This is a genomic window from Nocardioides gansuensis (genome assembly GCF_003076135.1).
GTDB lineage: Bacteria > Actinomycetota > Actinomycetes > Propionibacteriales > Nocardioidaceae > Nocardioides > Nocardioides gansuensis.
Genome location: NZ_QDGZ01000004.1, coordinates 331,381 through 349,418, shown reverse-complemented (window position 1 = coordinate 349,418; position 18,038 = coordinate 331,381). Strand labels below are relative to the sequence as shown.

At 71.6% G+C, this 18,038-nt stretch carries 19 protein-coding genes; 8 read left to right on the top strand and 11 right to left on the bottom strand.

The features are described from left to right. Positions 1-116: 116 nt before the first annotated feature. Positions 117-764, top strand: a complete 648-nt coding sequence (locus DDE18_RS11200; protein ID WP_170313276.1) for a class I SAM-dependent methyltransferase — start codon at positions 117-119, stop codon at positions 762-764. On the opposite strand, the gene DDE18_RS11195 is transcribed toward DDE18_RS11200, so the two are convergent. The 4 genes from DDE18_RS11195 to DDE18_RS11180 form a co-directional block, all read right to left on the bottom strand. Continuing rightward, positions 732-1,856, bottom strand: a complete 1,125-nt coding sequence (locus DDE18_RS11195) for a prenyltransferase/squalene oxidase repeat-containing protein (RefSeq protein WP_245916608.1) — start codon at positions 1,854-1,856, stop codon at positions 732-734. The two genes, DDE18_RS11200 and DDE18_RS11195, sit on opposite strands and share 33 nt — an antisense overlap. Continuing rightward, positions 1,846-2,565, bottom strand: coding sequence for a class I SAM-dependent methyltransferase (locus DDE18_RS11190; protein WP_116572336.1), 720 nt, complete (start codon positions 2,563-2,565; stop codon positions 1,846-1,848). The genes DDE18_RS11195 and DDE18_RS11190 overlap by 11 nt, the downstream gene beginning before the upstream one ends. After that, positions 2,552-3,829, bottom strand: a complete 1,278-nt coding sequence (locus DDE18_RS11185; RefSeq protein ID WP_116572335.1) for a glycosyltransferase family 4 protein — start codon at positions 3,827-3,829, stop codon at positions 2,552-2,554. The genes DDE18_RS11190 and DDE18_RS11185 overlap by 14 nt, the downstream gene beginning before the upstream one ends. A 133-nt stretch (positions 3,830-3,962) precedes the next feature. Further along, entirely contained in the window at positions 3,963-4,937 is a 975-nt protein-coding gene (locus DDE18_RS11180; RefSeq protein ID WP_211754509.1) for an NAD(P)/FAD-dependent oxidoreductase, read from the bottom strand. Positions 4,938-5,007: 70 nt separating this feature from the next. Between DDE18_RS11180 and DDE18_RS11175 the strand changes: the two genes are divergently transcribed. After that, positions 5,008-5,664 carry a potassium channel family protein gene (locus DDE18_RS11175; RefSeq protein WP_116572334.1) on the top strand — a complete coding sequence of 219 codons (657 nt, stop codon included), beginning with the start codon at positions 5,008-5,010 and terminating at the stop codon, positions 5,662-5,664. 6 nt (positions 5,665-5,670) lie between these two features. Here the strand turns inward: DDE18_RS11175 and DDE18_RS11170 are convergent, their stop codons facing one another. The 3 genes from DDE18_RS11170 to uvrB form a co-directional block, all read right to left on the bottom strand. After that, positions 5,671-6,045: an MmcQ/YjbR family DNA-binding protein gene (locus DDE18_RS11170; RefSeq protein ID WP_245916607.1), complete on the bottom strand. Its 375-nt coding sequence runs from the start codon at positions 6,043-6,045 to the stop codon at positions 5,671-5,673. Then, on the bottom strand, positions 6,042-6,596 hold the full coding sequence (locus DDE18_RS11165) for a hemerythrin domain-containing protein (protein ID WP_116572333.1): 555 nt from the start codon (positions 6,594-6,596) through the stop codon (positions 6,042-6,044). The genes DDE18_RS11170 and DDE18_RS11165 overlap by 4 nt, the downstream gene beginning before the upstream one ends. A 109-nt stretch (positions 6,597-6,705) precedes the next feature. Then, complete coding sequence (gene uvrB / locus DDE18_RS11160; protein WP_116572332.1) at positions 6,706-8,835, bottom strand: excinuclease ABC subunit UvrB; 2,130 nt, start codon at positions 8,833-8,835, stop codon at positions 6,706-6,708. Between the two features lie 67 nt (positions 8,836-8,902). Here uvrB and DDE18_RS11155 point away from each other — a divergent pair, with 67 nt between their 5' ends. Next, the gene (locus DDE18_RS11155) at positions 8,903-10,156 is read left to right on the top strand and encodes a phospholipase D-like domain-containing protein (RefSeq protein ID WP_245916605.1); all 1,254 of its coding nucleotides are present in this window, start codon (positions 8,903-8,905) and stop codon (positions 10,154-10,156) included. Here the strand turns inward: DDE18_RS11155 and DDE18_RS11150 are convergent. Further along, on the bottom strand, positions 10,116-11,075 hold the full coding sequence (locus tag DDE18_RS11150) for a DNA-3-methyladenine glycosylase family protein (protein ID WP_116572331.1): 960 nt from the start codon (positions 11,073-11,075) through the stop codon (positions 10,116-10,118). The two genes, DDE18_RS11155 and DDE18_RS11150, sit on opposite strands and share 41 nt — an antisense overlap. 65 nt (positions 11,076-11,140) lie before the next feature. Between DDE18_RS11150 and kynA the strand changes: the two genes are divergently transcribed. Genes kynA through DDE18_RS11135 form a run of 3 tightly spaced genes read left to right on the top strand, consistent with a single transcriptional unit; the run spans position 11,141 to position 14,303 of the window. Then, positions 11,141-11,992 (top strand): tryptophan 2,3-dioxygenase, encoded by an 852-nt coding sequence (gene kynA / locus DDE18_RS11145; RefSeq protein WP_116572330.1) that lies wholly within the window; start codon positions 11,141-11,143, stop codon positions 11,990-11,992. Positions 11,993-12,026: 34 nt separating this feature from the next. Next, complete coding sequence (locus DDE18_RS11140; protein ID WP_116572329.1) at positions 12,027-13,544, top strand: ATP-dependent DNA ligase; 1,518 nt, start codon at positions 12,027-12,029, stop codon at positions 13,542-13,544. Between the two features lie 60 nt (positions 13,545-13,604). Next, complete coding sequence (locus tag DDE18_RS11135) at positions 13,605-14,303, top strand: TetR/AcrR family transcriptional regulator (RefSeq protein ID WP_116572328.1); 699 nt, start codon at positions 13,605-13,607, stop codon at positions 14,301-14,303. A gap of 9 nt (positions 14,304-14,312) precedes the next feature. On the opposite strand, the gene DDE18_RS11130 is transcribed toward DDE18_RS11135, so the two are convergent. The 3 genes from DDE18_RS11130 to efp are packed head-to-tail and all read right to left on the bottom strand — an operon-like array spanning position 14,313 to position 16,136. Further along, entirely contained in the window at positions 14,313-15,134 is an 822-nt protein-coding gene (locus DDE18_RS11130) for a DUF1206 domain-containing protein (RefSeq protein ID WP_116572327.1), read from the bottom strand. A 29-nt stretch (positions 15,135-15,163) separates the two neighbouring features. Beyond that, positions 15,164-15,571 (bottom strand): transcription antitermination factor NusB, encoded by a 408-nt coding sequence (nusB, locus tag DDE18_RS11125; RefSeq protein WP_116572326.1) that lies wholly within the window; start codon positions 15,569-15,571, stop codon positions 15,164-15,166. Position 15,572: 1 nt separating this feature from the next. Then, positions 15,573-16,136, bottom strand: a complete 564-nt coding sequence (gene efp / locus DDE18_RS11120) for an elongation factor P (RefSeq protein ID WP_116572325.1) — start codon at positions 16,134-16,136, stop codon at positions 15,573-15,575. 163 nt (positions 16,137-16,299) lie between these two features. Here efp and DDE18_RS11115 point away from each other — a divergent pair, with 163 nt between their 5' ends. Both DDE18_RS11115 and DDE18_RS11110 read left to right on the top strand, forming a co-directional pair. Continuing rightward, positions 16,300-17,217, top strand: a complete 918-nt coding sequence (locus DDE18_RS11115) for an SDR family oxidoreductase (protein WP_116572324.1) — start codon at positions 16,300-16,302, stop codon at positions 17,215-17,217. Between the two features lie 37 nt (positions 17,218-17,254). Then, positions 17,255-18,004, top strand: a complete 750-nt coding sequence (locus DDE18_RS11110) for a sulfite exporter TauE/SafE family protein (RefSeq protein ID WP_116572323.1) — start codon at positions 17,255-17,257, stop codon at positions 18,002-18,004. Positions 18,005-18,038 lie beyond the last annotated feature (34 nt).

Genomic DNA, 18,038 nt, shown 5'->3' with positions numbered 1-18,038 from the left:
GCGCACCAGCATCGCGGATCGTGGGCTACCTGCGCCTGGCACTGGCGGACGACGCGCCGGCCGGGACCGGTGAGCCCTCGCCGCGCCGCGGATTAGTGTCTGGCCCCGTGACCGCCATGCCCGCCGACCTGCTCGCCCACGCGCTGGCCGCCAAGGGCTTCATGCCCGAGGACGAGGGACTGCTGCTCCACCGCTGGGCCCGCGAGCAGCTCCCCCACGGCCCGATCCTGGAGATCGGCACCTACTGCGGCAAGTCAGCGGTCTATCTCGGGGCAGCCGCCCGCGAGGTCGGCGGCACCGTCTTCACCGTCGACCACCACCACGGGTCGGAGGAGAACCAGGCCGGCTGGGAGCACCACGACCCCGAGCTCGTCGACCCGCGCACGGGCCGGATGGACACGCTGCCGTTCTTCCGCCGCACGATCGAGGACGCCGGCCTCGAGGACTACGTGATCGCGATCGTCGGCCAGTCCATGTTCGTCTCCCTCCACTGGCGCACGCCGCTGTCGATGCTCTTCATCGACGGGGGCCACGGCGACGAGCCCGCGAAGACCGACTATGTGGGCTGGGCGCCCTGGGTGCAGGCGGGCGGCCTGCTCGTCATCCACGACGTGTTCCCGGACCCGGCAGACGGCGGGCGACCGCCGTACGACGTCTATCTCCGCGCCCTCGAGAGCGGCGCCTTCACCGAGATCGAGGCCCTCGGCTCGATGCGGGTGCTGCGGCGGACGTCAGGAGACGCCGGCCAGGTCGGCGTCGGGTGACGGGCAACCGCACTCGAGGGCGATCTCGGCGAAGTCGGGCGCGAGGCTGGTGCCCCGCATGATGTCCGCCCCGGCCGTGCCCTGCGCGAGCGCGTCCGCGGCCAGCACGACCGCAGCAGCGGTGTACGTCGTGTGCTCGACCGGCCAGTTCACCTGGTCGGGGTAGACGTAGCCGGTCCAGTACCTGCCCTCCTCGGCCCGCAGGTGCTGCATCTCGGCGAACAGCCGCAGCGCCCGGTCGCGGGCGCCGATCGCGTCGAGCGCCATCACCAGCTCACAGGTCTCGGCGCCGGTCACCCACGGGTTGGTGGAGACGCACCGGATGCCGAGCCCGGGCACCACGAAGGTGTCCCACTCCGACGCGATCAGCTCATGGGCCCGCTCGCCCCGCACGGCGCCGCCGAGGACCGGGTAGTACCAGTCCATCGAGAACTGCGACTTGTCGAGGAACAGGTCCCGGTGCTCGCGCACCGCGTGCCCGAGCCGGCCACCTGCGAGCTCCCACTCCGGCTGCGGCTCGTCGACCAGGTCGGCCAGGGCCACGCCGGCCCGCAGGCTCTGGTAGATGCTCGAGGACCCGGCGACCAGCGCCTCGGCGTTGACCCGGCCGGGCCGCCCGTCGGCGTACTCCTGCGACCAGGCTATGCCGCCGAACGGCAGCTGCAGGGAGACCACCCAGTCCAGGCCGCGGCGCACCGTCGGCCACATCCGTTGCACGAAGGCCAGGTCCCGGCGCAGCAGCCAGTGGTGCCAGACGCCGACCGCGAGGTAGGCCGACATGTTCGACTCGCCGCTGGCGTCCTCGACGGCCCCGGCGACGAACTTCATCGGCCACGATCCGTCCTCGCGCTGCGTCGCGCGGGCCCACTCGTAGGCGCGCTCGGCCGCCTCGACCCGACCGCCGACGAGGAGCGCCATCGCGCCCTCGACGTGGTTCCAGACGTCCGTGTGCTCGCCGATGGTCCACGGGATCGCACCCGACGGCTCCTGCATGGCCGCGATGGACGCAGCCGTCTCCCGGACCTGCGCTGAGGTCAGGACGCCGTCGACGTGTGGGAGCCCCTGCCCGGCCTGCATCCGGTCAGGCAGCATCGGGCTTGCGGAAGTAGAGCACCATGCTCTTGCCGATGAGCGGGTCGAGCACCTTGCCGGCCAGCCGCAGCACGGGCGGGTTCTTCATGATCTCCCACACCAGGAGCCTGTGGTACGCCTTGGCGAGCGGGTGGTCGTCGTTCTTCACGCCCACGGCGCACTTGATCCACCAGTACGGCGAGTGGAGGCCGTGTGCGTAGTCCTTGCCGACCAGCTCGAGCCCTGCCCTGGTCACCTTGTAGGCGAGCTCCTTGTCCGTGTAGATCCGGATGTGGCCGCCCGGCACGTTGTGGTAGTCCTCCGAGAGCCGCCAGTTGATGACCTCCGGCAGCCAGCGGGGGACGCTCACGGCCAGCGTGCCGCCGGGCCGCAGCACGCGCGCCAGCTCCTGGATCGCCTGGATGTCGGCGGGGATGTGCTCGAGCACCTCGGCGGCGACGATGCGGTCGAACTCGCCGTCCGCGAAGGGCAGCGACAGCGCGTCTCCCTCCTTGACGTCGGCCTCGGCACCCACGGGCACCTCACCGGCCTCGTTCATGGCCACGAACAGGTCGCGCACGCCGGACAGCTCGTCGGCGTCCTGGTCGAACGCGACGACGTCGGCGCCGCGGCGGTACATCTCGAAGGCGTGGCGCCCCGCGCCGCAGCCCATGTCGAGCACCCGCTCGCCGGCGCGCAGCCCCAGGCGGTCGAAGTCAACGGTCAGCACGGTTCTTCTCCTTCGCGGTGGCCGCGGTGCGGTCGGCACGATAGTCGTCGATCGTCTCCTGGTACGCCGCGGCGGTGGCCTCGGCGACCGCCCGCCAGCTGAACAGCTCGTCCACGCGGCGGCGGCCCGCGCGTCCCATCCGCTCGCGCCGTTCCGGGTCGTCGAGCAGGGCCGCGAGCCGGAGCTCGAGCTCGCCCACGTCACCGGGGGTGAACAGGTCGGCGCACTCGCCGTCGGGTCCGACCACCTCGGGAATGGCGCCGGCCCGCGAGACCACCAGCGGGGTGGCGCACGCCATCAGCTCGGCGGTGGGCAGCGAGAAGCCCTCGTAGAGGGACGGGACGCAGGCGACCTCGGCGGAGCCCATCACCCGGACGAGCTCCTCGTCGCTGACGCCGTGGACGAACGTGACGGAGTCGGCGATGCCCAGCCGGTCGATCAGCCGCTCCGTGCGGCCCCCGGGCTCGGCGCGGCAGACGAGGAGCAGCTCCACGTCCCGCTCCGTGCGGAGCTTGGCGAAGGCCTCCAGCAGCGTCGCGATGCCCTTCATCGGCGCATCGGCGCTGGCCATGGCCACGATCCGTCCCGGGACACGGGGCTCCGTGGGCGACCGGAAGCCCTCGTCGACGCCCAGCTGGATCGTCGTCAGCCGGGCGGGGTCGACCCCGAAGTCACGCGTGATGTCGCGGGCCGAGGAGTCGCTGGGAGTGAGCACCCGCCGCACCTGGCGCGCGACCTTGCCCTGCATCCGGAGGAAGCCGTACCAGCGGCGCAGGGTCAGCTTCTTGCGCCACGTGGGCGCGTTGGCCAGGTCGATCCTGCGGTCCACCGTGATCGGGTGGTGGATCGTGGCGACGAGCGGAAGGCCCATCTTCTCGATCTCGAGCATCCCGTAGCCCAGGACCTGGTTGTCGTGGACGACGTCGAAGTCGTCGACCCGGTCGCGCAGCAGCCGCGCGACACGCTTGGAGAACGTCCTGGGCTCGGGGAAGCCGGCGGTCCACATCGTGAGGACCTCCTCGACGTCGATGAGGTCGCGGTACTCCCCTGGGCGCGGCGTACGGAACGGGTCGGGCTCACGGTAGAGGTCGAGGCTGGGCACCTTGGTCAGGCGCACGCCCTCGTCGAGCTCGGGGTAGGGCTGACCGGAGAAGACCTCGACCTCGTGACCGAGGGCGACGAGCTCGCGGCTGAGGTGGCGGAGATAGATCCCCTGGCCGCCGCAGTGCGGCTTGCTCCGGTAGGACAGCAGGGCGATGCGCACGTGCCGACCCTTTCTGAAGGTGAGACGCGGGACCAGAGGGACGTCCCGGTGAGACAACGTCTCACACGTGACCAACTGTCACATGCGGGGCGGTGTTCCGGGCGTCCCGAGTGCCCTACCTCACAGGGTGCGGCTACGCCTCGCTGGAGTGGCCCGGGAACACGTGGGCCGTCGGGTCGATGGCGACCGCGGCGTTGTTGACGGCAGTGGCCGCCTCACCGAAGCCCACGGCGATCAACCGCACCTTGCCGGGATACTGGGTGATGTCCCCGGCCGCGAAGACCCGGGGCAGGTTGGTGCGCATCGCGGAGTCGACGACGACGTGCCGGTGGTCGGTCTCGAGCCCCCAGGTCTGCAGGGCGCCGAGGTCGGCGATGAACCCGAGCGCCGCCACGACGGCCTGGGCGGGCCGGACCAGCGGCTGCTGCCCGTCGACGGTGATCTCGACCTCCTCGACCGTGCCGTTGCCACGCAGGGCGGTGACCTGGGCCCGGGTCACGATCTCGACGGAGGACGCCCGCACGGCCTCGACGGTGCGCTCGTGCGCGCGGAAGGCGTCGCGGCGGTGCACCAGCGTCACGGTGCGGGCCACCGGCTCGAGGTGCTGCGCCCAGTCGAAGGCGCTGTCGCCGCCGCCCACGATGACGACGTCCTTGCCGGCGTACGGGGCGAAGCTGGGCACGAAGAACTCCAGCCCGCGGCCCAGCCAGCCCTCTCCGGCAGGCAGCGGGCGGGGGCTGAACTTGCCGATGCCGGCCGTGACCAGCACGGCGCCCGCGGTGATCCGGGTGCCGTCGTCGAGGATCACCGCCACCCGGTCGTCGCCGTGCTCGAGCGTCGTCGCCGTGCGGTCCAGGAAGTAGGCCGGGTCGGCGCTGGCCGCCTGCTCGACGAGCCCCGCGACCAGGTCCCGGCCCTTGACGGAGGGGAACCCGGCGACGTCGAAGATCGCCTTCTCGGGATACATGGCCGTGATCTGGCCGCCCAGCTCGGGCAGGGAGTCGACCACGCCGACGCTCAGTCCCCGGAAGCCGGCGTAGTAGGCGGAGAACAGCCCCGTCGGTCCGGCACCGATCACGAGCAGGTCGACGGAGGTGTCTTGGGTCACGTCCGTGATCCTGCTCCAGTGGGGGCCCGGCCTCAAGGCCCCTCGCCGTCGCGCTCCCTACGATGCCTCCATGAGCTTCGCGGCACACCAGTGGCAGACGCTGCGCGACCACCCTTCCGCCGTGCTCCTGGCCGGCCAGCTGCTCGTGGTGCTGGCCTACCCGTTCCTGGAGCCCTATACCTTCGGCCGGGCGGCCATCGGGGTCGGCCAGATGCTGCTCGTGTCGGTCGCGGTGTGGGCCGTCCGCAGCACCCCGGTGCTGAGCTGGGTGGCCGTGCTCTTCGGCGTTCCCGCGATGCTCTTCGCCGTCGTGGAGGCCGTGCAGCCCGACATCGGCTGGGTCGTGCTGGTCTCTGCGGCCCTGCACGTGCCGTTCTACTTCTTCGTCTCCTACGCGATGATCCGCTACTGCTTCGCCGACAACATCGTCACCCGAGACGAGCTCTACGCCACCGGAGCGGCGTTCACCGTCGTGGCCTGGGCCTTCGCCTACCTGTACGCCGCGGCGCAGGCCGTCTGGCCCGGCTCGTTCGGCGACGAGCGCGAGTGGTTCGACCTGCTGTTCCTGTCCTTCACCACGCTCACCAGCGTGGGGCTGTCGGACATCGTGCCCGTCACGGGGCACACCCGGTCGTTCATGATGCTGGAGCAGGTCGCCGGCGTCTTCTACCTGGCCCTCGTGGTCGCCCGGCTCATCGCGCTGGGCCGGCCGGCCGTCAGGGAGTGACGGCGCTCAGACCTCGTCCCAGCCGTCGGGCCGCACCTTCTTCGGCAGCCCGCTGACCACCAGCCGGTAGGACTCGTGGACCGCCTCGAGGATCTCGTCGTCGGGGATGGCGCCACCGATGGCGAGGGTGTTCCACCCGGATCGGCCGATGTAGGCCATCACGGTGGCGTGACCGGGATAGCGGTGCAGCCACTCGTCGGCGACGTCGCGGGTCGCACCCGCCTTCACGCCGACCCCGTCTGCGCCGAGGAAGGCGAAGATCTTGCCCCGCTCCCCCTCGCCCACCTTGAAGACCGGGTGCTCGTGGCCCCACGGGTTGTCCGGCCAGGCGCCCGGCAGCGACTCGCAGTGGGCCTCCAGCGCCTCGACGTCCACGCTCACTCCCACTCCTCCCCGGAGTCGAGCAGCCCCTCCCGCTCAGCGGCCGCGACGATCGCCCGGACCTGCTCGAGCGACGCGCAGCCCTGCGCGAGCAGCTCGTTGCGTCGGGCCGCGAACGCGGCACCCAGCTCGGCCCGCGCCTGCGGGCCGACCTCGTCGCGGGCGGGGTTGAGGATCGTCAGCTCCTCCTCCGCCAGGTGATGGTTGACCGCCTTGCAGAGCGCCTCCACCGCGTCGTCGAACGCCTGGGTGTCGGTGCCCTTGAGCTCGAGGAGCGCCAGCAGCGCCTCGTTGCCCTCGGCGTGCTCCTCCTCGCCATGCTCGGCCGCGTGGTCAGTGATGGCGTCCCTGCGGCGCAGCCGCGGGTAGACCAGCTCCTCCTCGGCCGTCGCGTGCGCGACGTGCAGCTCGGCGAAGGCCTGCCGCACCGCCTCGCGGTCGGAGCTGCTGTCGCGCAGCTGGCGCATCAGCGCCTCGAAGCGCACGTGGTCGGCGAGGATCAGGTCGACGACGTCCCCCGAGACCAGGTGTCCCACGTCGATCACGGTCATCGAGTTGCCTCCGCTCGCTTTCTCACTTCGTCGCCGGCGCTCGCTGCGCTCGCGCTGCTCCCGCGCTCGCGGCCAGCACTCGAGCTCGTTCCTCGCTCGGCGCTGCCGCTCACTTGGTCGCTTCCATCATCTGCCGGAGCTCCTTCTTCAGGTCACTGATCTCGTCACGCAGCCGGGCGGCCACCTCGAACTGCAGCTCGGCGGCCGCGCCCTTCATCTGCTCGGTCAGCTGCTGGATCAGCTCGGCGAGGTCGGCCGACGGGATGCCCGCGGTGTCCGGGGCCTGCTCGTGGATGCGGCTCAGCGCCGGCACGGGCGCCTTGGCCGACTTCACGCCACCGGCACGGCCCTTCTCGCCGACGTCGGCCCAGGTGCGGAGCAGCTCCTGGGTCGTCTCGTCCTCGCGCGCCAGCATCTCGGTGATGTCCGCGATCTTCTTGCGCAGCGGCGTGGGGTCGATGCCGTGGGCGGTGTTGTAGGCCACCTGGATGGCCCGGCGCCGGTTGGTCTCGTCGATCGCCGACTCCATCGACGGCGTGATCTTGTCGGCGTACATGTGCACCTGGCCCGACACGTTGCGGGCGGCGCGTCCGATGGTCTGGATCAGCGACTTGTCGGACCGCAGGAAGCCCTCCTTGTCGGCGTCGAGGATCGCGACCAGCGACACCTCGGGCAGGTCGAGGCCCTCGCGCAGCAGGTTGATGCCGACCAGGACGTCGTACTCCCCCAGCCGCAGGTCACGCAGCAGCTCGATGCGCTTGAGGGTGTCGACCTCGGAGTGGAGGTAGCGGGTGCGGATGCCGGCGTCGAGGAGGTAGTCGGTCAGGTCCTCGGACATCTTCTTGGTGAGCGTGGTGACGAGCACCCGCTCGCTCTTCTCGGTGCGCTCGCGGATCTCGTGGATGAGGTCGTCGATCTGCCCCTTGGTCGGCTTGACGACGACCTCGGGGTCCACCAGCCCGGTCGGCCGGATGATCTGCTGGACGGAGTGGTCGATGCCGCCGACCCGGTCGAGCTCGTAGTTGCCCGGGGTCGCCGAGAGATAGATCGTCTGGCCGATGCGCTCGAGGAACTCCTCCCACTTGAGCGGCCGGTTGTCCATCGCGCTCGGCAGGCGGAAGCCGTGGTCGACGAGGTTGCGCTTGCGGGACATGTCGCCCTCGTACATGCCGCCGATCTGGGGGATCGCGACGTGCGACTCGTCGACCACGAGCACGAAGTCCTCGGGGAAGTAGTCGAGCAGGCAGTTGGGGGCACTGCCGCGCGTGCGACCGTCGATGTGCATCGAGTAGTTCTCGATGCCCGAGCAGGACCCGACCTGCCGCATCATCTCGACGTCGTACGTCGTGCGCATCCGGAGCCGCTGCGCCTCGAGCAGCTTGCCCTGCCGCTCGAAGGTCGCGAGCTGGTCCTCGAGCTCGAGCTCGATGCCGCGGATCGCCCGCTCCATCCGCTCCGGGCCGGCGACATAGTGGGTGGCCGGGAAGACGTAGAGCTCCTCGTCCTCGGTGATCACCTCGCCGGTGATCGGGTGGAGCGTCATCAGCCGCTCGACCTCGTCGCCGAAGAACTCGATGCGGACGGCGAGCTCCTCGTAGACCGGGAAGATCTCGAGGGTGTCGCCACGCACCCGGAACGTGCCGCGGGTGAACGTCATGTCGTTGCGGGTGTATTGGATCTCGACGAGGCGGCGCAGGATCGAGTCGCGGTCGTGCTCCTCCCCGACCTTCAGCCGCAGCATCCGGTCGACGTACTCCTGCGGGGTGCCGAGGCCGTAGATGCAGGAGACGGTGGAGACCACGATGACGTCGCGCCGGGTGAGCAGCGAGTTGGTCGCCGAGTGGCGCAGCCGCTCGACCTCCTCGTTGATCGAGGAGTCCTTCTCGATGTAGGTGTCGGTCTGGGGGACGTAGGCCTCGGGCTGGTAGTAGTCGTAGTAGGAGACGAAGTATTCGACCGCGTTGTCGGGGAAGAGCTGGCGCAGCTCGTTGGCGAACTGGGCGGCGAGCGTCTTGTTGGGCTGGAGCACCAGCATCGGCCGCTGGAGCTGCTCGGCGACCCAGGCGATCGTGGCGGTCTTGCCGGTGCCGGTGGCGCCCAGGAGCACGACGTCCTTGACCCCGTCGCGGATCCGCTGCGAGATCTCGGCGATGGCGGCAGGCTGGTCACCGGACGGCTGGTAGTCGGAGACCACCGTGAAGGGCGCGACGCGGCGCTCGAGATCAGTCACGGGACGCATGCCGCGAGCCTACGACCCGCCGCCGACATCGCCGCCGGGTCCGTGGCCGGCTCGCTAGATTGACCGCGTGACACGCCCTCGTGCCCTGACCGTCGTGCGGTGGCTGCGCCACGCCCTCCTCGGCCTGCTCGGGCTGCAGGTGGCCCTGGCCGTCGGCCTGTCCCTCGTCGACTCCTACCGCCGGCGCGGCAAGAAGCCCCGGCCGTTCCCGGTCACCGCGCCGCGCACCGTCTCGGTCGGAGGCGGCACGCTCACGACGTACACCTTCGGCCAGGACCTCTACGACGACATGCTCACCGCCATCGAGGGCGCCCGGAAGCAGGTGCTCTTCGAGACCTACATCTGGAAGGGCGACGAGGTCGGCGAGCGGTTCAAGGCGGCGCTCGCGCGCGCGGCCGACCGCGGCGTGGAGGTCTACTGCATCTACGACGGCTTCGCCAACCTGGTCGTGGCGCCGACCTTCAAGCGCTTCCCGCCGGGGATGAAGGTGCTGCGCTACCCCGTCTACAACGCCGGCCTGCGGCCCTGGGACCTGCGGCGCTACGGGCGCGACCACCGCAAGATCCTGGTCGTGGACGAGGAGGTCGGGTTCGTCGGCGGCTACAACGTCGGCTCGTCGTACGCCACCGAGTGGCGGGACACGCACGTGCGCATCACCGGGCCCGGCGTGTGGGACCTCAAGCGCACGTTCGCGGACTTCTGGAACCTCAACCGCCGCAAGCGGCTCGGCCGCAGCGAGCGTCCCCTGCTGCTGGAGACCGCGTCGGTGTGGGAGCCCCGCATCCGGTTCGCCCGCAACGTGCCGCGGCTGTGGATGTTCCCCATCCGGTCGATGTACCTCGAGGCGATCAACCGGGCCACGAGCAACATCTGGATGACCCACGCCTACTTCATCCCCGACCAGGACTTCGTGGACGCCCTCAAGGACGCCGCGCGGCGCGGCGTCGACGTGCGGATCCTGCTGCCTCACAAGTCCAACCACATCGTCGCCGACTGGATCTCGCGCGGATACTTCGCGCAGCTGCTGCACGCCGGCGTGCGCATCCTGCGCTACCGCGACGCCATGGTGCACGCCAAGACGGCGACCATCGACGGCAACTGGTCGACGGTCGGGACGGCCAACGTCGACCGGCTGAGCCTGCAGGGCAACTACGAGATCAACGTCGAGGTCATCGACGAGTCGATGGCCGCCGTCCTCGAGGAGATCTTCCTGACCGACCAGGGCCACTCCCTCGAGCTCACCCTCGGCGAGTGGGAGGCGCGCGACCTCCACCGCAAGTTCACCGAGGCGGTCCTGGCCCCGCTGCGTCCGCTCCTCTGAGGCGCGCCGGGAGGTGGGTGCGCGGGGCCAGCCGGGGCCCCCGCCGCGGCCGGCGGAGCCCGGCCAACACCACCAGGGCCTGGACCCGTCCGCGGTGCGGTCGCCAGGGCTCGAGCAGCTCCTCGAGGGCGGCGTCGTCCACGGGGGCACCGGTGAGCGCCCAGCCGATGTCCTTGGCGACGTGGTAGTCGCCGAAGCTGACGGCGTCGGCGTCGCCGTGCGAGCGCTGGCGCACCTCCGCGCTGGTCCACACGCCGACTCCGGGCAGGCTGCGCAGCCGGCGGTCGACGACGTCGGCCGGCTGGTCGGCGCTGCGCTCGACGGCGGCGGCGACCCGTGCCGCACTCACGATCGCCCGAGACCGGGCGGGGTCGATGTGCAGCGCCAGCCACTCCCAGCTCGCGATCGTCCTGAGCGTCTCGGGCGCGGGCTGCACCCACACCCCCAGCTCGCGGCCAGGGCCCGGCGCGGGCTCGCCGAAGCGCCGCACGAGGCTGCGGAACCCGGCGAAGGCCTCCTGTCCGGTCACCTTCTGCTCGACGATGGCGGGGACGAGCGCCTCCATCACCAGGCCGGACCGACCCAGCCGCCAGTGGCCGTGGCGCCGCCAGGCCTCGACCAGGACCGGGTGGCGGGGCTCGAACCCGGACACGTCGTCGGCGGCTCCCAGCAGCTCCGGGAGCCCGGCGAGCACCCATTCCGCCCCCGGCCCCCACGCCTCGCCCCGGACGTCGCCGAGCGCGGGCCGCACCTCGACGAGGAGGGTCGCGGGACCTTCCGGAGTGCGGATCCCCCGCCAGTGCCGCCCCGTCGCGTCGATGCGGTAGGTCGGGTCTCCGCCGCCGCGCCGGTGCCGCAGCAGGATCGAGGCCGCCGGGCAGGGCCACGACGGCCGCCACTGCCTCACCAGCCCGTCCACACGGCGACGCTAACCGACGGCCCCGACAAGCGTCGTACGGACCTCCTGGTCGTTAGGTTGGGGGCATGGCCGACAGGGAGCACAGGCGCGAGATCGAGGCGGGGATCGAGCAGGACTTCAGCAGGCAGATGTCCTACGCCGACTACCTGCGCCTCGACGTGCTGCTCTCGGCCCAGCGGCCGCTCTCCGACCCGCCCCAGCACGACGAGCTGCTCTTCATCGTCCAGCACCAGACGAGCGAGCTGTGGCTCAAGCTGATGGTGCACGAGCTGCGATCGGCACGCGACCTGCTCAGCCGCGACGACCTCGCCCAGGCGCTCAAGCGGCTGGCCCGGGTCAAGCACATCCAGCACACGCTCACCGACCAGTGGGCGGTCCTGGCGACCCTGACGCCGAGTGAGTACGCCGAGATCCGGCCGTTCCTCGCGACGTCGTCGGGCTTCCAGTCGGCGCAGTACCGCGAGGTCGAGTTCCTGCTCGGCAACAAGGACGCCGACATGGTCAAGGTGTTCGCCCACGACCCGGCCACCCGGGACGAGCTCGACCGGCTGCTCCACGAGCCGTCGCTCTACGACGAGTTCCTGGCCTACCTGTCGCGCCGCGGCTTCGCCGTGCCCGCCGACCGCCTCGACCGCGACTTCTCGCAGCCCTACCGCTCCTCCCCCGCGCTGGTCGACGTCTTCGCCGGCGTCTACGCCGAGCCCACCGCGCACTGGGGCGTCTACGAAACGTGCGAGGAGCTGGTCGACGTCGAGGACAACTTCCAGGAGTGGCGCTTCCGCCACCTCCAGGTCGTGCAGCGCACCATCGGCCACAAAACCGGCACCGGCGGCTCCTCGGGCGTCGACTTCCTGCGCCGGGCGCTGGACCTCACCTTCTTCCCCGAGCTCTACGAGGTGCGCACCCGCATCGGCTGAGCCGGTGTCGGTGGCCCCGGATTGGATGTGTCCCATGCTGCTCGCTGATGTCGTGGCCACGTCCCGGACGGTCGCGGCCACCCGGTCGCGCAAGGAGAAGGTGACCGCGCTCGCCCAGCTGCTCCGGCGGGCTATGGGCGCCGGTCCCGACGAGGCGGAGATCGTGGTCTCCTACCTCGGCGGCACCCTGCGGCAGCGGCGCACCGGCCTGGGCTGGCGCGGTGTCAGCACGCTGCCCCCACCGGCAGCCGAGCCGAGCCTGACCGTGGCGGAGGTGGACCAGGCCTTCGAGGCGCTGTCCCGGCTGTCCGGCGCGGGCTCGCAGGCGGCGCGCCGGGAGGCGGTGGAGTCGCTCTTCGGGAGGGCGACCGCCGAGGAGCAGGCCTGGCTGCAGGGCGTGGTGACCGGCAACCTCCGGCAGGGCGCGCTCGACGCGCTGGTCCAGGAGGCCGTCGCCGAGGTCACCGCCATCCCGCTCCGCGACGTACGCCGCGCCGCGATGCTGTCGGGCAGCACGCTCACCGCCGCAGTGACCGCCTTCCACGGCGGCCAGGGCGCGCTCGCCACCGTCGGGCTCGAGGTGGGCCGCCCGATCCTGCCCATGCTCGCCTCCAGCGCGCCGGACATCGAGGCCGCCCTGGCCAAGGCGGCCGGCGGCGGCCCGGTGGCCGTCGACGCCAAGCTCGACGGCATTCGCATCCAGGTGCACCGCGACGGAGACGACGTCCTCGTGGTGACCCGGAGCCTCGACGACATCACCGCACGGCTGCCCGAGGTGGTGGAGGTGGTCCGCGGCCTCCCGGCCCAGCGGCTGGTGCTCGACGGGGAGGCCCTCGCGCTCGACGAGGACGGGCGGCCGCGGCCCTTCCAGGAGACGGCCTCCCGCACCGCCCAGGCGTCCGGCACGGTCGTGACACCGCACTTCTTCGACGTGCTGCACGTCGACGGCCGCGACCTGCTCGACTCACCCGGCCACGAGCGGATGGCCGTGCTCGACGAGCTCGTCCCGCAGTCCTGGCGGGTCGGCCGACTGGTCACCGACGACCCGGTGCGCGCCGCCGACTACGTCAGGGAGACGCTGGCCGCCGGCCACGAGGGCGTCGTCGTCAAGGACCTCGCCGCGCCGTACGAAGCGGGTCGCCGCGGCTCGGCCTGGGTGAAGGTCAAGCCGGTGCACACCTTCGACCTGGTCGTGCTCGCCGTCGAGTGGGGCAGCGGGCGGCGCCAGGGGTTCCTCTCCAACATCCACCTCGGCGCCCGCGACCCCGAGGGCGGCTTCGTGATGCTCGGGAAGACCTTCAAGGGGATGACCGACCAGATGCTGGCCTGGCAGACCGAGCGCTTCCTCTCCCTCGAGGCCCGGCGCGAGGGCCACGTCGTACACCTCCGGCCCGAGCAGGTCGTCGAGATCGCCTTCGACGGCCTCCAGCGCTCCAGCCGCTATCCCGGAGGCGTGGCGCTGCGGTTCGCGAGGGTGGTGCGCTACCGCGACGACAAGACCGCCGCCGACGCCGACACCCTCGAGGACGTGCTCCGCCTGGCGCGGTCCTGAGCCGCGGACTCCTTGTCGCACGCGTGCAACTGCAGGTTGCACACCATTTACACTTCCGGCATGGCCACCCTGGAGACCCCACGCGACCGCGGCGACGGGCGCAGGTCCGCGGCGGCCTCGCGCCGGCGCCAGCGCGAGAAGGAGATCATCGACGCGACCCGCCAGCTCTTCGACGAGCGCGGCGTCCGCGACGCCCAGATCGAGGACATCGCGCAGGCCGTCGGCATCAACCGCGCGATCGTCTACCGCCACTTCACCGGCAAGGAGGAGCTCTTCGCGCTCACCCTGGTCGGCTACCTCGAGGAGCTCCGCGGCGTGCTCGCCGAGGCCATCGCGAGCGAGGGCTCGGCCCGCGACCGGATGCGCGCGATCGTCGAGGCGTTCGTCGACTACGGCATCGAGCACCCCGCCTTCGTCGACTGTGCCCAGACGCTGATGCGCCGCACCGGGCCCGAGCTGCTCGAGGAGATCAGCGAGAGCGCGATGTTCCGCCTCGGCCGCGGCATCACCGGCTGCCTCACGCTGCTGACCGAGGCGATCGAGGCGGGCGTGGAGGCCGGCGACTTCAAGGTCGCCGATCCCAGGCTGCTCGCCAACACGCTCTACGCCAGCGGCCTCGGTGCCCTCCAGCTCGCCCGCGTCGGCATCCTGGTGATGGAGGCCGCGCCGGGCATGCCCGTCATCGACGAGATCTCCCCCGACCAGGTCAAGCACTACCTCGTCACCTCGGCGCTGGCGGTGGCGACGCAGGGCGTCTGAGGCTCGGCGTCAGCGGTTGAGGTACCTCGCGCGGGCGAAGCAGAACAACCCGTAGCAGCCGATGCCGACGGCGATCGCGATCAGGGCGACCTGCCCGAAGGGCTGCTCCAGCAGGGTCTGGAGCGCCTTGTCGAGGCCACCCGACTCCTTCGGCCGGTGCCTGACGGCCGCGTAGACGGTGAGCCCACCCACCAGCACGATGGCGGCGCCCTTGGCGAAGTGGCCGGCCTTGCCGAGCAGGACGTACGCCGTGCCGCTGCGGCCGGTGCGCGCCTGCGGCTCGAGGTGCTCGGCGAACTTCTCGGTCCACCCGCGGCGCACCAGGTTGAGGCCGTAGCCGGCGACGACCAGGCCGGCAGCGCCCACCAGCCACTGCCCCGCCGGGAGGTCCATCAGGCGCGCGGTCGTCGACGACCTGCCCCCGCGGGAGCCCTCGCCGACGGCCACCATCACCGCGCTCCAGCCGAGCGCGCCGTACACGACTGCCTTGAGGAGCGAGGCGGCCCGCTTGCGCCAGCGAGTGGTGTCGTCGTGCTCCTCCCGATGGCCGAAGCCGGCCTCCAGCAGCCGCCAGACCACCAGGAGCAGCATGCCGACCGCCACGGCCCAGACCAGGGCGCTGCCGAGCGGCTGCTGAGCGAGCTCGTGCAGGGCGCCCGCGCTGCTCGCGCTGGCGGACCGCTCCCCCAGCGCCAGCTGCAGCGCGAGCCAGCCGACGAGGAGGTGGACGACGCCGTAGGCGACCAGGCCGACACGGGCGCCGCGGTCGACCCAGATCGAGTCGTACGCGTCCTCGCCCGCGTCCTGGACATCCGAGCCGGTGTCTGCCATGCCTGCACTGTAAGGCGCAGGCACACCACTTAGGACAGGGTCGGCAGGTCCCGCTGGATCGCACCGAGCACGCCGTTGACGAACGTCGGCGACTCGTCGGTCGACAGCTGGCGCACCAGCGCCGTCGCCTCGCTCACCGCGACGGCGTCGGGCACGTCCTCCACGTAGAGCAGCTCGAAGGCGCCCAGCCGCAGCACGTTGCGGTCGACGGCCGGCATCCGCTCCAGCGTCCAGCCCTGGGAGTAGGACGCCAGCAGCTCGTCGATCCGCTCCCGGTGCTCGACCACGCCGCGCACCAGCACGCTGGTGTAGTCGTTGGTCGGGCCCTCGCCCTCCGCGATCGCACGGTCGAGCGCGGCCACGGGGTCCTCGGAGCGCATCTCCGAGGCATAGAGGATGTCGAGCGCCCGCTTGCGGGCCTTCCCGCGAGCCGACACCTCAGGCCTTGACGCGGCCGAGGTAGGAGGAGTCGCGGGTGTCGACCTTGACCTTCTCGCCGGAGGTGATGAAGAGCGGGACCTGGATCTGATGACCGGTCTCGAGCGTCGCGGGCTTGGTGCCGCCGGTGGAGCGGTCACCCTGGAGGCCCGGCTCGGTCTCGGCGATCAGCAGCTCGACCGAGGCCGGCAGCTCGACGAAGAGCACCCGCCCCTCGTTGGTGGCCACGATGGCCTCCTGGTTCTCGAGCATGAAGTTCTTGGCCTCGCCGACGACCTCGGGCGAGACCTCGAGCTGGTCGTAGGTCGACGTGTCCATGAAGACGTAGTTGGAGCCGTCGTTGTAGAGGTACTGCATCGTGCGCTTGTCGACGTTGGCGGTCTCGACCTTCGTGCCGGCGTTGAACGTCTTGTCGACGGTCTTGTTGGACTCGACGTTCTTGAGCTTCGTGCGCACGAACGCCGGGCCCTTGCCGGGCTTGACGTGCTGGAACTCGATCACGGTCCACAGCTGGCCCTCGATGTTGAGGACCATGCCGTTCTTGAGGTCGTTGGTGGTTGCCATGGCGCGCAGATAGCCCTTACTCGTTGCGTGGTGGGAGTCGGTGGAGTCTATCGCCGCACGAACGACGGCCGGAATCGCGCCCGAGGCAGCCTCGAGCTGGACCGGGTGATCCCCCGCGTCGGCGTGGGTACCGCCCCGGGCAGCCGATCGAGAGGAGAGCACGATGCCCGAGGCCGCCAAGCCCGACGTCGTACGGCGCGCGGAGTCGATGGTGCGGAAGGACGACAAGGGCGGGTTCCCGCCGCAGGAGCAGGACCCCCCGGGCCTCACGGGCAGGATGGACCCGATCCCCGACCACGGCGAGGAGACGTGGGTCGGTCGCGACCGGCTCACTGGTCTCAAGGCCCTGGTCACCGGCGCCGACTCCGGCATCGGCCGGGCCGTGGCGATCGCCTTCGCGCGCGAGGGTGCCGACGTGGCGATCAGCTACCTGGAGGCCGAGCAGGAGGACGCCGAGGAGACCGCGCGGCTGGTGCGCGAGGCCGGCCGCAACGCCGTGCTCGTGCCGGGCGACCTCGTGGAGCGCGAGACCTGCGAGCAGGTCGTCACCGACGCCGTGGAGGGGCTCGGCGGGCTCGACATCCTGGTCAACAACGCCGGCTTCCACTGGGCCCGCGACGGAGATGCCCTCGACGGGCTGACCCCCGAGACGGTGGAGCGCACGCTGCGCACCAACTTCGACGCGATCCTGTGGCTGTGCAAGGCGGCCGCGCCGCACCTCGGTGACGGCGCGTCGATCATCAACACCAGCTCGGTGCAGGCCTACGACCCGTCCACCCCGCTGCTGGACTACGCCGCGACGAAGGCGGCGGTCAACAACCTCACGGTCAACCTGGCGGCCGCGCTCGGGCCGCGGGGCATCCGCGTGAACGCGGTCGCCCCCGGGCCGGTGTGGACGCCGCTGCAGCCGGCGACCCGGCGGGCCCAGGACGTGGAGAAGTTCGGCGCCGAGACGCCGCTGGGCCGGGCGGCGCAGCCCTCCGAGCTGGCGGGGGCCTATGTGTTCCTGGCCTCGCCGGAGGAGGCCAGCTATGTCTCCGGCACGGTGATCGGGGTGACCGGGGGCCGCCCGGTGTTCTGAGTCGGTCCCCGGCCGCCCATCTCGATAGCGTGGCCGGATGGACACGACGACCCTGGCGGGGCTCTGCGCCGCCGTCGTCGTCGGCGCATGCCTGCACCGGGTGGCCGGCCTCGGGCTGGGCATGGTCGTCGCGCCGGTCCTGACCCTCGTCATGGGGCCGGTCGCCGGCGTGACCGTCAGCAACGGCGCTGCCATCGTGACGTCCCTGCTGGTCCTCGGCGCGATGCACGCGCACGTGGACTGGGGCCGCTTCGCCCGCCTCGTCCCGCTGATCGTGGCCGGGTCGCTCGTGGGCGCGCTCGCCGTGCGCGAGGTCGACCCCGCCTGGCTGGACGTCCTCGTCGGTGGGTCGGTGCTCGTCGCCCTCACGGCGACGCTCACGCTGAGCCGGCTCCGGGCAGGGGTGGACGGCCCCGTGAAGGGAGTGTCGGTGGGACTGGCGGCCGGCTTCATGAACACCACCTGCGGCGTCGGCGGCCCGGCCCTGACCGCCTACGCCCTCGCCACCGGGTGGGACCACCGCCGCTTCGCGGCCACCCTGCAGCCCATCCTGATCACCGCCAACCTCACCTCGCTGGTGACCAAGGCGCTCGTCGGAGCGGCGCCGGCGCCCGGCGTGCTGCCCTGGTGGGTGTGGCCGGTCGCCGCGGCGGGCGTCTGCGTCGGCGTCGGGCTCGGCACGCTGCTGGCGCGGGTGGTGAGCGTCCGGGTGGCCGCCGGGCTCACCGTGGTCGTCGCCTCGACCGGTGCGGCCGCAGCGCTCGTCCGGGGGCTGCTGGCCGTCTGAGCAGCGCCCGCGGACGGCATCCTCAAAGTCCCTG